Here is an 11,994-nt window from a genome sequence, read left to right as displayed (position 1 = left end):
CGTAGCGGAGGAGCCCCGCGCAGCGGAAAGCCCCGCGTAGCGGAGGAGCCCCGCGCAGCGGAAAGCCCCGCGTAGCGGAGGAGCCCCGCGCAGCGGAAAGCCCCGCGTAGCGGAGGAGCCCCGCGCAGCGGGAACCCCGCGCAGCGGAAACCCCGCGCAGCGGAAAGCCCCGCGCAGCGGGAACCCCGCCCCGCGCCACGCCAGCCCCGCGCAGCGGGTGTCAGTGGGGGCGGGGCGGGTTGCGGTACGGGAGGGTCTGGCGGTAGACGACGCTGGTGGTGGTGGAGCCGAAGGCGCAGAGTTCGTCGACGAGGGTCTCCAGGTGCTCCATGGAGGTGGCGGCGAGCTTGAGGGTGTAGCAGTCGTCCCCGGTGGTGCGCAGGCACTCCAGGATCTCGTGGCGTTCGGCGAGCAGCCGGTGCAGGGGCTGGTGGCGGCTGCCGGGGTACTTCAGCCGGACGACGGCCAGCACCGGGTAGCCGATCCGGGCGAGGTCGACCGTGGCGTGGTAGCCGGTGACGACGCCCCTGGCCTCCAGGGCGCGCACCCGGTCGGCGGTGGCCGAGGCGCCGAGGTTCACCCGCCGCCCCAGTTCGCTGATCGGCAGCCGGGCGTCCGCCTGTAGCTGTCCGATGATCGCCCAGTCGATGTCGTCGAGTTCCCCGGCCATCCGGCGATCCTACCGGTGGATCCACGGCGGAACGGGCCGAACACCGGGGATCGCCCATTCACCGGCCGCCCCCTGCACGGATAGCCTCGGCGCATGCAACTGGGCGTCAACGTACCGAACTTCGGCCCCGGCACCGACCCCGGCGTGCTGCGCGCGTGGGCCCGGACCGTCGAGGAGCTGGAGTACGACCTGCTCATGGTGTCCGACCACGTGGCCGTCACGCCGGACGTGGCGGAGCGCTACCCGGAGCCCTTCCACGAGCCGTTCACCACGCTGTCCTGGCTGGCCGCCCTGACCACCCGGGTGCGGCTGGGCACCACGGTGCTGGTGCTGCCGTACCGCGACCCGCTGCTGACCGTCCGGATGGCCGCGGGCCTGGACCGGTTGAGCGGCGGCCGCCTGGTGCTCGGCGTGGGCACCGGCTGGGCCCGGCAGGAGTTCGCGGCGCTCGGGGTGCCGTTCGCCGAGCGCGGGCGGCTGGCCGACGCGTGCCTGCGGGTGCTGCGGGAGTCCGGGCCGGCCGGGGTGCCGGTCTGGGTCGGCGGGCAGAGCCCGGCCGCGCTGCGCCGGGCCGCCCGGTTCGGGGACGCCTGGCACCCGCTGCGGCTGACCCTGCCCGCGATGCGGACCGTCCTCGCCGCGCACCGGCTGCCCGGCTTCGCCCCGCGGATCGCGTTCCGGCTGACCCCGGGTCCGGTCGCCGGACCCGACCGGCCCGCCGGGACGGGCTCCCTGGAGCAGGTGCTGGAGGACCTGCGGCAGTTGCGCGCGCTGGGCGCGCAGGCCGTGGTCCTCGACCCCTACCACGGCGACCCGGAGGAGACCCGCAGGCCGGAGAAGGCCTGGCGGGATCTGGCCGCGGTGGCCGCCCACCGGAAGGAGACCGCGTGATCACCCCCACCGACGAGGCCCTGCTGCGCCGCGCCGTCGCCCTGGCCGCCCGGGCCGTCGACCTGGGCGACGCCCCGTACGGTTCGCTGCTGGCCGCCCCCGACGGCACGGTCCTCGCCGAGGCGCACAACACCGTGCGGCGCGACCGCGACATCACCGCCCACCCGGAGCTGAAGCTCGCCCGCTGGGCGGCCCGCGAGCTCGACCCGGCCGAGGCGGCCCGCACCGCCCTCTACACCAGTTGCGAGCCGTGCGGGATGTGCGCGGGCGCCCTGGTCCGTTCCGGGCTCGGGCGGGTGGTGTTCGCGCTGTCCACCGAGCAGTTGGTGGAGCTCAACCCGGCCTCCGGCGACTGGCCCGTCCTGCTCCGGGACGGGCCCGCCCTCTTCGTCGAGGCCCGGGCGCCGATCGAGTCCTACTACGCGCCGGGGCGGTGACGGCCGGCGTCCCGTCCGGGTGCGGGTCAGCCCGTGGGTCGCCCTCGGCGGTCATGTTCCCGGCGGCCGCGCGGCCCTCGCGCTCCTGCCGGATCCGGCGCCCGGTTCCCCGGGTGAGCGTCCCCCTCCTCGCGGTACGCCGACGGGGCGGGCCCGGTCCGGGCCCGCCCCGCGCGGTCGGCCGGTCAGGAGGACTCGCCCTCCTGCTGCTGGTCGTCCGCGGACTCCTGGCCGCCGGGCATCATGCCCTCGGCCTTCTCGCGAGCCTTCTGCTCGGCGTCCTCGGTCTTGGAACCCTGGTCGCCGAGCGCCGACTTGGCCTGCTCGCCGAGGTCCTTCGCCTTGTCCTTGAACTGGTCACTCAGGCCCATGGTCTCCTCCTCGGGTGTCGCGGACAACGGGCTCCGTCCACCCTCGCACCGGCTCGGACGGGTCGCATCCGGACGACCCGGATCCACCCGTCCGGCCCACGCCCGCCGTCCACCGCCCGCCGCCCGGTGGCCCCGGCCGGAGACCTCAGCCGGTGGCCTCAGCCGGAGACCGAGGGCGCACCGGTCTCCAGGTGGCCGGTGAACCGCTGCGACCAGCTCGCGTCGCCGCTGACCGTCACCGTGAAGTCGTACCAGCCGTTGCTGTACGCCACCGCGTTGAACCAGTCGCCGGTGCGCGCCCCCGCCGCGACGGTGTACGTCCACGGGCCGTCCGTGCGGTAGGCGTTGGCGGTGACGGTGAAGGTCACCGCCGCGCTCCCGGCGTTGGCCAGCTCGAACCGGAGCGCCAGCTTGCCGGTGTCCGGCGCGGTCGCGTACGTCGCGGTGACGGAGGCGTTCTTGCCGGAGGCGGTGGCGTCGCCGGTGAAGCGGCGCAGGAAGCGGTTCGGGCCGACGACCGTCAGGTCGTACCTGCCCCCGCCGTAGCCGGTGCCGCAGTTGAAGAAGTCGCTGGTCGCGCCCGCCGGGTCGACCGTGTACTGCCACGGGCCGCCGGAGCGGTAGGCGTTGGCGTACGCGGCGAAGTGGCTGCTCGCGCTGCCCTGGTTGGCCATCGCGATCCAGACCTTGATCACTCCGCCGGAGCCGAACTCCAGGTGGTCCAGGTTGGCCACCGGCTGGTAGGGCAGCGCCCGGGCCGGGCGGGTGCCGGGCTCCTGCACCGGTAGCTGGTTGTTCACCGGCGCCGGGTTGGGCAGCGGGGCGCAGGCGGCCAGGCCGATGGTCTGCGAGGTGTCCGGCAGCGCGGGCATCCCGTACACCGGGTTGGCGAAGTCGAACATGGCGGTCAGGTCGCCGGTGACCTTGCGCCGCCAGGCCGAGATGTTCGGGCAGGTCGCGGGCCGGCCGATGGCGGCCGTCCACTTCTCCAGGAAGCGCAGCACCGAGGTGTGGTCGGAGGTCTCCGAGCAGACCCAGCCGCCGCGGCTCCACGGCGAGATCGCGATCATCGGGACGCGGAAGCCCAGGCCGATGTTGGTGCCGTTGTAGAACTCGCCCGCGGTGCCGGACGGGGCGACCGGCGGCGGGACGTGGTCGAAGAAGCCGTCGTTCTCGTCGTAGTTGAGGAACAGGATCGTGGAGTCGAACACCGACGGGTCGGCGTTCAGCGCGTCCAGCACGCTGTGCACGAAGTGCGCGCCGTCCGCCGGGGTGGCGTACGGGTGCTCCGAGGACGCCTGGTCCGGGACGATCCACGACACCTGGGGCAGCGTGCCCGCCAGCACGTCCGCCCTGATCGCGGCCACGATGTCGTCCGGCGTCCGCCCCGTCGCCTTCGGCACCGAGCCCATGCCCTTGACCGCCAGCGCGCTGCCCGCCGGGGCGGAGGCGAACCGGGTGAAGTACGCGAGCGCGTTGTCGCCGTAGTTGTCGGAGGCGTTCTGGTAGACCTTCCAGCTGACCCCGGCGGCCTCCAGCGCCTCCGCGTAGGTCTGCCACTTCAGGCCCGACTCGTCGCCGCCGTCGTACGCCGGGCCGCCCGCCGCGCCCGCCGGGTCGATCTGGCCCGACCAGTGGTAGGTGCGGTTCGGGCCGGTCGCGGAGAGCACCGAGCAGTGGTAGGCGTCGTTGACCGTCCAGTGGTCGGCCAGCGCGTAGTGGAACGGGATGTCGGCGCGGGTCAGGTGGCCGAGGGTGCGGACGTTGCCCTTCGCCGCCACCCAGGAGTCCATCTTCCCGTTGTTCCACGCCTTGTGCTGGTCGCTCCAGCCGTGGGCGAGGTCGCCGTTGCACTGCGCCAGGCGCTCCGGGTCGGCGCCGCCGGCCGGCTTGGTGGCGGAGAACTGCCACGGGTACTGCCGCCCCAGCAGGTTCGGCTGGTTGAACACGCTGTAGCCGCCGGGCAGTTGGATCGTCGCCCGGTCCGCGAAGCCCCGTACGCCCCTCAGCGTGCCGAAGTAGTGGTCGAAGCTCCGGTTCTCCTGCATCAGGACCACCACGTGCTTGGCGTCCGCGAGGGTCCCCGTCGCCCCGGCCGCCGGTGACGCCCCGGCCGCGCTGCCCGCGACCGCCGCCCCGGCCGCCGCGCTCGCGGACCACGCCATGAACTTCCTACGACTCAGCTCTGCCACTTCGACCCGACCGTCCCCTCGGCTGCTGGTGATGTTGTCCAGACACCTTCGTGCCGGACGCCGAGCATCCTCGCCCGGGACGGGGGGTCGGGTCAGCGGCCCGGGGCAAGGATTGGCTGACTGTTCACCGACAGCCGAAACGGCGACCGGCGGGTGAACGGCGAGGAGCGCTCAGTCCTTCACCGTGATGCCCAGCGCGTGCGCGAACTGCGGCGCGAGATCGAGGAGTTGCGTCGTCGAGATGATCGCGCCGCGCAGGCCCAGGTGGCCGTCGGACAGGCCGAGGCGGGCGGCGGTGCGCAGGTCGGCGTTCTTGAGTGTGGCGCCGCGCAGGTGGACCTCCTCCAGGGTGCTGCCGGGGAAGGAGACGTCGGTGAGCCTGGCCTCGGAGAGGTCGACGTCCCGCAGCAGGCAGTCCTCGAAGACCACGTCCCGCAGCACCGCGCCGCGCAGGTTGACCGCCTCCAGCTTGCACTGCCGGAAGACCGTGCGGCGCACCGCCGAGCCGTACGCGGAGACGCCCGCCAGGACGGTGGAGTCGACCTCGCTGTCCTGCCACTCGCTCTCCGCGAGGTCGACGCCGACCATCCGGCCGCCGTGCACCCAGACCTCGTTGAAGGCGGCCCGGCGCAGCTTCGTCTCCTCGATCCGCACGCCGGTGAAGGCGCACTCCAGGAAGTGCGCGCCGCCGAACTGCCCGGTCAGCGCGAGTTCGTCGAAGTGCGCGGTGTCGTACCGGCCGTCGGGCCGCAGCGGGCCGGTGTGGCGCTGCAGCAGGTGGACGTACGGGAGGTCTTCGAGACGCACGGTCAACTCCGTTTCGCGGACAGGGTGAGGCCGGCGGCGACGGCGAGCGCCACCAGGAGCCCGGCGATCAGCACGCCGGACTCCCCGGCCAGGGTCGCAGCCAGCACCGACAGCGCGGCCAGCGGCAGGACCGCCTGGGCGGCGCCGCGCTTGTGGTGGCGGGCGTGCAGCAGCCAGACGGTGAACAGGAACAGCGCGGTCGGGACGGTCACGGCCGCGCTCGCGGCCCGGGCCGAGACGTGCGCGGCGCCGACCGCGTGCTCGACCGCGACCTCCAGGCCCGCGCCGATCGCGGCGGCCGAGGCGAAGACCGCGTAGTGGCCGTAGCCCCAGGGCAGCGCCTGCCGGTTGCCGCGCAGGTGGCCGTGGCCGTCGTCGGCGAAGTAGATCCACCAGGCGCCGAAGCAGATCAGCAGGCCGCCCGCCGCGATCGGCAGCAGTTCGGCGACGGCCAGGTGCTCGTCCAGGGCGGTCTGGATGGCGACGGTGGCGGCGGCGACCGTCTCGCCGAGCACGATGATGGTGAACAGGCCGTAGCGCTCGACGATGTGGTGCCGGTGCCAGGGCGTCTGCTCGTCCTTCTCGGCCCAGACGGGGACGGCGAGTTCGGCGAGCACCCCGACCGGGAACAGCGGGCCCTGGGCGCCGTGCGGGAGGAACAGCAGCACCACCCAGAACGCCTGGACGACGGTGACCCCGGCGGCGTACCGCAGCGCGCAGGTGCGGGCCGGCCCGCTCTCGCCGCGGGCGGCGCGCAGCCACTGGGTGACCATGGCCAGGCGCATCAGCACGTACCCGGCCACGGCGAGGGCGAGGTCCCGGTCCTCGAAGACCCGCGGGACGCCGGCCGCTAGCACCAGCACGCCGGTGATCTGCACCAGGGTGGTGAGCCGGTAGGGGACGTCGTCGACGTCGTACGCGGAGGCGAACCAGGTGAAGTTCATCCAGGCCCACCAGATCGCGAAGAAGGACATGGTGAACCCGGTGAGCGCGTGGGCGAGGTGGCCCGCGGCCAGGGCGTGGGCCAGTTCCCGGCCCGCCTGGGCGACGGCCACCACGAAGCACAGGTCGAAGAACAACTCCAGCGGGGTGGCGACCCGGTGGGACTCGCCGCGGTCGCGGGCCAGCATCCGGCGGACCGGGCGGAAGGGGTCGGGGGCGGTGGTCATCGTTCTGCCTCGGGGCGCGGGCCGCGCGGCAGGGGGCGGGCGCGGCAGGGGAGTTGGACACCGGCGATCCTGGCAGCCCCGGACCGGCGGCGCACGCACCGTGCACGGCACGCCGATTCGCCCGAATACACCCGATTTGGTTACGCGTCAGGCAGAGTTGACGCCGCAGTGCGCGATCCGAGTGACAGGTTGGCCCATTTCGGCGCGTGTTGCGCCGATTGTCCCGTCTGTCCGAATTGGACCGATAGATTCCTCTGCGGATGGACGGACGACGACGAGGGCGCTTCGCGGGCAACGCGGAAGGTCAAGGACGAGGGTGGGCACGGGACCGGCTCCCGTGGACCGCAGGACCCGAACTCCTCGTGATCACCGCGCTGCCCGACAGCGCTGCCCGGCGCCCGCCCGGCACCCCGCACCCCGGACGGTCCGGCCCGTTCCGGCGGGACGTTCGTCCCGCCGGAACGGGCCCCTCCCCTCCCGCCCCGCGACCACCCCCCGGGGGGGCCGGTCGGACTAGCCCCGCTCGCCGGGCCCCGCCCCGTCACGGTGTGATGACCGTATGCGTACTGTCGAGCACCGAGGGCAACAGCGGGGGCGGCCGTGAACTGGACCGACGTGGTGATCATGGTCGGCACCCTGGTGGGCACCGCGGCCGGGATGCTGCTGGTGCAGAGGTACGCCTCCGTCCCGGCCCGGGAGAGCTGCAACGACGTGGCGGGGTTCATCTTCGCCGCGGTGGGCGCGTTCTACGCGGTGCTGGTCGCCTTCGTGGTGATCGCGGTGTGGGAGAACACGTCGGCGGCGAAGGTCACCACCTTCGAGGAGGCGGACGAGCTGGCCGGGGTGTACTGGATGTCGCGGCAGATGCCGCTGCCGCAGGGCGCGGAGCTGGAGGGGCTGACGCTCGACTACGCGCACGCCGTGGTGAACACCGAGTGGCGCGTGATGGCCGACCACCACAGCGACCCGGCGGCGACCGCGCTGATGTACAGGATCCGCGACAGCGCGCTCTCCTTCGACCCGCAGGGGGACCAGCAGTCGGCGATCTACCAGAACGTGATCCAGCACGTGGACGGCCTGGCCAGCAAGCGGCGGGCCCGGCTGAACCTGATCACCAACTGCGTGCCGCCGCTGCTGTGGGCGGCGCTGATCGCGGGGGCGGTGGTCACGGTCGCCTTCACCTTCCTGTTCGGCCTCTCCAACACCTGGGCGCACCTGGCGATGGTGCTCAGCCTGGCCGGGCTGATCGCGCTGTCGCTGATCGCGATCAAGGAGATGAACTACCCGTTCGACGGGGCGAACGCGGTGAAGCCGACCGCGTTCGAGGTGTTCCTGAGCCGACTGCCACCGCCGCGCTGAGCGACGCTGCGTGGCCGGGCCGTCACGATTTCGGCGGACGGGCCCGGGGCGTGTAGTGTTCTCCGGGTCAGCAGGCGCCGCTAGCTCAGTTGGTTAGAGCAGCTGACTCTTAATCAGCGGGTCCGGGGTTCGAGTCCCTGGCGGCGCACAGACGGTCGAGAGCCTCCCTCCGGGGAGGCTCTCGGCGTTTCCGGCCCGTCCCCTCCCCCGCCCCTGCGAATCCCCCGCGAAAAGCCGGTTTCACCGCAGGTCGGGAAGGGTGTAGTGTTCTCTCCGTCAGCACGCGCCGCTAGCTCAGTTGGTTAGAGCAGCTGACTCTTAATCAGCGGGTCCGGGGTTCGAGTCCCTGGCGGCGCACAGACAGGTCGAAGGCCCCTCGCGAGAGCGAGGGGCCTTCGGCGTTTTCCGGCCGCGTCGCCATGTCCCCTGTCCGGCGCGCTCGTTGAGAAGGGGGAGGATGTGAAGCTAAGGGGGATTTAAAGATCGTCTTAGGAGAAATGGGACATAGGTCCCTAACATCTGACAAGTCGATCAGTCAGGCTGGCGAGGTTCACGCCGTCGCCCGAGCGAGCAGCCCGTCCGGGGCCTGCGGGAAGGTCTCCGTTGCCTCGAAAGCCTCGTGAGCGCAGGAAGCGGACCGGCTGGCGCCGGTTGATACCCACCTGGCGCTTCACCCTGTTCGGACTGGCCGCGTCCCTGTTGCTGGGGGTCGGGCTGTTCGCCCTGGGCATCGCCGTGGTGAAGGTGCCGGACGCGCACGCGGCCGCCACCGCCCAGTCCAACACCTGGCTCTACTCGGACGGCTCGCTGCTGGCCCGCACCGGCCAGACCAACCGGCAGAACGTCCCGCTGGACAAGGTCTCCGCCGAGGCGCAGCACGCCGCGCTGGCCGCCGAGGACCGCAACTTCTACTCGGAGGGCGCGGTCAACTTCAAGGGCATGGCCCGGGCCGCCTTCAACACCGCGTCGGGCGGCGCCACCCAGGGCGGCTCGACGATCACCCAGCAGTACGTGAAGAACGCGTACCTGAACCAGAAGCAGACCGTCAGCCGCAAGGTGAAGGAAGTCTTCATCGCGATCAAGGTCGACGCGACCCTGAGCAAGGACGAGATCCTCTCCTCCTACCTGAACACCTCGTACTACGGGCGCGGCGCGTACGGCATCCAGGCCGCCGCGCAGGCGTACTTCGGGGTGGACGCGGGCCAGCTCACCGCCGCGCAGGGCGCCTACCTGGCGACGCTGCTGAACGCGCCGAGCGCGTTCGACGTGTCCTCGGCGAGCGAGGCCGGGAAGCAGAAGGCCGTGGCGCGCTGGAACTACGTGCTGGACGGCATGGTGGCGAAGAAGTGGCTGGGCGCCGAGGAGCGGCAGCAGACCGCGTTCCCCGAGGTGCTGACGCCGAAGTCGGCGCCGGGCCTGTCCGGGCAGGCGGGCTACCTGGTGGCCGCGGCGACCTCGTACCTGACCGGGCAGGGCATCGTCTCGGACGCGCAGCTCGCCCAGGGCGGGTACACCATCACGCTGACCGTCGACTCGAAGAAGCAGCAGCAGCTGCAGGACGCGGTGCAGGCCCAGCTGACCGACAGCCTCAAGCCGGACAGCCGGAAGGTCGACGCGGCGGCGCAGGCCGGCGCGGTGTCGGTGGACCCGAGGACCGGGCAGGTGCTGGCGCTGTACGGCGGCTCGGACGCCACCAAGCACTGGATCGACAACGCCACCCGCACCGACTACCAGGCGGGCTCCACCTTCAAGGCGATCGCGCTGGCGGCCGCCCTGGACTCCGGGGCGCGCACCCAGTCCGGCGAGCGGATCACCGCCGACACCGTGTACGACGGCACCAACCGGCGGCCGGTGCGCGGTGCGAAGGGCACCCCGTACGCGCCGCCGAACGAGGGCGAGCGCTCGTACGGGCAGATCTCGCTGCAGCAGGCCACCGACTGGTCGGTGAACTCGGTGTTCGCGCAGCTCGCGCAGGACACCGGGCTGGAGAAGGTCCGGGCCACCGCGGTGGCGCTCGGCCTGCCCGCCGACACGCCGGGCCTCAAGGCCGTGCCGTCGATCCCGCTGGGCGCGGCCACCCCGAGCGCGCTGGACCTGGCCGGGGCGTACGCCACCCTGGACAACGACGGGCAGCAGATCACCCCGTGGCTGGTGAAGGGCCTGGAGCTGGGCGGCGAGCAGGTCGCGCTGCCCGAGCACAAGGCGACCCGGGCGATCTCCAAGGACGCCGCCCGGGCCACCACCGCGATCCTGCGGGGCGTCGTCGACGACCCGGGCGGCACCGGCTACCGGGCCGCCGCGCTGAACCGCCCGGTGGCTGGCAAGACCGGCACCACGGACGACTCCAAGTCGGTCTGGTTCGCCGGGTACACCCCCGAGCTGGTCACCGTGGTCGGCCTGTTCGGGCAGGAGCCGGGCACCGGCAAGCAGGTCAGCCTGGACGGCGTGGGCGGCACCGGCAGCGCGGCGGGCGGCAGGTACCCGGCGCAGATCTGGACGGCGTACATGAAGGCCGCGCTGGCCGGGCAGCCGGTCAGCGACTTCGCCGGGCCGAGCAGGGCCCCGGCCGCGAGCATCCCCTCCGCCACGGCGAGCCCTTCGGCCACGCCCAGCGGGAGCCCGTCCGCGAGCGGGGACCCGGACGCGGACGCCTCGCCCTCGCCGTCCGCCGGGGACGAGCAGCGGCCCTCGCGCTCCGCCACCGCCCGCCCCAGCGGCGGCACCGGCGGCGAGGCCTCCCGCACCCCCTCCGCCCGCCCCAACGGCGGGGCCGGGCGCAGCCCGTCGGCGAGCAGCACGCCGGGCCTCGGCGGGGCGGGCGGCCTGCTCGGGGATCAGTACCAACAGGCCGGGTAACACCTTACGGCGGAGGGGTCCGGGCTGGCAGAATGCGGCGATGCACAGCAGCTCGGACCCCTCCGCCGTCCCCGTCGACGCCCCGTCGGCCCCGACCCTCGCCCCCTCCCCCTCCCCCTCCCCCTCCTCGGGCCCCGCGCCCGCCCCGGCCGTCCGGCACCGGGCGGCCCCGCTCGGGCTGGTGCTGGCGCTGGTGTCGGCGGTCGCGTTCGGCGGGTCGGGCACGGCCGCCAAGCCGCTGATCGAGGCCGGGCTCTCCCCCGCGCACACCGTGTGGCTGCGGGTGGCCGGGGCGGCGCTGGTGCTGCTGCCGGTGGCCTGGCGGCACCGGGACGCGGTGCGGCGGCGGCCCGGGCTGCTGCTCGGCTTCGGGCTGCTCGCGGTGGCGGGCGTGCAGGCCTGCTACTTCGCGGCGATCTCGCGGATCCCGGTGGGCGTCGCCCTGCTGATCGAGTACCTGGGCCCGCCGCTGCTGCTCGCCTACGTGCGGCTGGTGCAGCGCCGCCCGGTCTCCCGGCGGGCGACGGTCGGGGCGGGCGTCGCGGTGGCGGGCCTGGCCTGCGTGGTCGAGGTGTGGAACGGCCTGTCCTTCGACGCGCTGGGCGTGCTGTTCGCGCTGGGCGCGGCCTGCTGCCAGGTCGGCTACTTCGTGCTGGCGGACGCCGGCCGCCGCGGCGAGCGCCCGGTCGACCCGCTGGCGGTCTCCGCGTACGGCCTGCTGATCGGCGCCGTCCTGCTCACCGCGTCCACCCGCCCCTGGGAGGCGGACTGGTCGCTGCTGGGCCGCTCGGTCACCATGAACGGCCACCAGCTGCCCGCCCTCGTCCCGGCCCTGTGGATGGTCCTGGTCGCCACCGTCCTCGCCTACCTGACCGGCGTGGTCGCCGTCCAGCACCTCTCCCCGCCGGTCGCGGGCGTGGTCGCCAACCTGGAGGCCGTGATCGCCACCGTCCTCGCCTGGGTCCTGCTCGGCGAGCACCTGGGCGCCCCGCAACTCGTCGGCGGCGCGCTCGTCCTCGCGGGCGCGTTCGCGGCCCAGTCGACCGGCCGGGGGTAGCCGCGCGCGGACGGCCGGTTGAGTACCCGTACTCAGGTGCCTCCCGGCGGCCCCGGTCAGGATGGGTCCGGTATCGACGACGACCACGGGAGGAATCTCAATGATCGTGTCAAGCCGTCTGCGTGACCGGCGGGGTGGGGGTGAAGAGCCTCTTGTCACGCAGCATCGCCCACAGCACGTCGACC

Annotated in this window: 10 protein-coding genes and 2 tRNA genes; 7 read left to right on the top strand and 5 right to left on the bottom strand. The window is 73.4% G+C overall.

The genetic code is table 11. From position 1 onward, the window contains the following. Window positions 1-220 precede the first annotated feature (220 nt). On the bottom strand, window positions 221-670 hold the full coding sequence (locus tag ACFY00_RS36660; RefSeq protein WP_388038195.1) for an Lrp/AsnC family transcriptional regulator: 450 nt from the start codon (window positions 668-670) through the stop codon (window positions 221-223). 93 nt (window positions 671-763) lie between these two features. Here ACFY00_RS36660 and ACFY00_RS36655 point away from each other — a divergent pair, with 93 nt between their 5' ends. Both ACFY00_RS36655 and ACFY00_RS36650 read left to right on the top strand, forming a co-directional pair. Next, window positions 764-1,561: an LLM class flavin-dependent oxidoreductase gene (locus ACFY00_RS36655; protein WP_388038192.1), complete on the top strand. Its 798-nt coding sequence runs from the start codon at window positions 764-766 to the stop codon at window positions 1,559-1,561. Then, window positions 1,558-1,998, top strand: a complete 441-nt coding sequence (locus tag ACFY00_RS36650) for a nucleoside deaminase (protein WP_388038190.1) — start codon at window positions 1,558-1,560, stop codon at window positions 1,996-1,998. The genes ACFY00_RS36655 and ACFY00_RS36650 overlap by 4 nt, the downstream gene beginning before the upstream one ends. 185 nt (window positions 1,999-2,183) lie before the next feature. Here ACFY00_RS36650 and ACFY00_RS36645 read toward each other — a convergent pair whose 3' ends face one another. The 4 genes from ACFY00_RS36645 to ACFY00_RS36630 all read right to left on the bottom strand — a co-directional run bounded on the left by ACFY00_RS36645 (window position 2,184) and on the right by ACFY00_RS36630 (window position 6,537). After that, window positions 2,184-2,369 (bottom strand): hypothetical protein, encoded by a 186-nt coding sequence (locus ACFY00_RS36645; protein ID WP_388038187.1) that lies wholly within the window; start codon window positions 2,367-2,369, stop codon window positions 2,184-2,186. Between the two features lie 158 nt (window positions 2,370-2,527). Beyond that, window positions 2,528-4,561, bottom strand: a complete 2,034-nt coding sequence (locus tag ACFY00_RS36640; RefSeq protein ID WP_388038185.1) for a phosphocholine-specific phospholipase C — start codon at window positions 4,559-4,561, stop codon at window positions 2,528-2,530. A 171-nt stretch (window positions 4,562-4,732) separates the two neighbouring features. Next, a complete protein-coding gene (locus ACFY00_RS36635; RefSeq protein WP_388038182.1) occupies window positions 4,733-5,368 on the bottom strand; it encodes a pentapeptide repeat-containing protein in 636 nt (211 codons plus the stop codon). A 2-nt stretch (window positions 5,369-5,370) separates the two neighbouring features. After that, window positions 5,371-6,537: a low temperature requirement protein A gene (locus tag ACFY00_RS36630; protein WP_388038179.1), complete on the bottom strand. Its 1,167-nt coding sequence runs from the start codon at window positions 6,535-6,537 to the stop codon at window positions 5,371-5,373. Between the two features lie 600 nt (window positions 6,538-7,137). On the opposite strand from ACFY00_RS36630, the gene ACFY00_RS36625 reads away from it, so the two are divergent. From ACFY00_RS36625 to ACFY00_RS36605, 5 genes are all read left to right on the top strand, one after another. Beyond that, on the top strand, window positions 7,138-7,896 hold the full coding sequence (locus tag ACFY00_RS36625) for a hypothetical protein (protein ID WP_388038177.1): 759 nt from the start codon (window positions 7,138-7,140) through the stop codon (window positions 7,894-7,896). A 74-nt stretch (window positions 7,897-7,970) separates the two neighbouring features. Then, window positions 7,971-8,044, top strand: a tRNA-Lys gene (locus ACFY00_RS36620). A 135-nt stretch (window positions 8,045-8,179) separates the two neighbouring features. Next, window positions 8,180-8,253: transfer RNA gene (locus ACFY00_RS36615), tRNA-Lys, on the top strand. 294 nt (window positions 8,254-8,547) lie between these two features. Beyond that, window positions 8,548-10,752 (top strand): transglycosylase domain-containing protein, encoded by a 2,205-nt coding sequence (locus tag ACFY00_RS36610; protein WP_388038174.1) that lies wholly within the window; start codon window positions 8,548-8,550, stop codon window positions 10,750-10,752. 40 nt (window positions 10,753-10,792) lie between these two features. Continuing rightward, window positions 10,793-11,809 carry a DMT family transporter gene (locus ACFY00_RS36605; RefSeq protein ID WP_388038171.1) on the top strand — a complete coding sequence of 339 codons (1,017 nt, stop codon included), beginning with the start codon at window positions 10,793-10,795 and terminating at the stop codon, window positions 11,807-11,809. The last annotated feature ends 185 nt before the right edge of the window (window positions 11,810-11,994 follow it).

Source organism: Kitasatospora sp. NPDC001540, assembly GCF_042894345.1.
Lineage (GTDB): Bacteria > Actinomycetota > Actinomycetes > Streptomycetales > Streptomycetaceae > Kitasatospora > Kitasatospora phosalacinea_C.
Note: the sequence above shows the minus strand (reverse complement) of the source record. Positions and strands in the feature narration are given on the sequence as shown.

Excerpts from the sequence above, each read along its gene's own strand:
- ACFY00_RS36605 (WP_388038171.1), top strand. The coding sequence starts at position 10,793 with ATGCACAGCAGCTCGGACCCCTCCGCCGTCCCCGTCGACGCCCCGTCG.
- ACFY00_RS36630 (WP_388038179.1), bottom strand. The coding sequence starts at position 6,537 with ATGACCACCGCCCCCGACCCCTTCCGCCCGGTCCGCCGGATGCTGGCC.
- ACFY00_RS36660 (WP_388038195.1), bottom strand. The coding sequence starts at position 670 with ATGGCCGGGGAACTCGACGACATCGACTGGGCGATCATCGGACAGCTA.
- ACFY00_RS36655 (WP_388038192.1), top strand. The coding sequence starts at position 764 with ATGCAACTGGGCGTCAACGTACCGAACTTCGGCCCCGGCACCGACCCC.
- ACFY00_RS36645 (WP_388038187.1), bottom strand. The coding sequence starts at position 2,369 with ATGGGCCTGAGTGACCAGTTCAAGGACAAGGCGAAGGACCTCGGCGAG.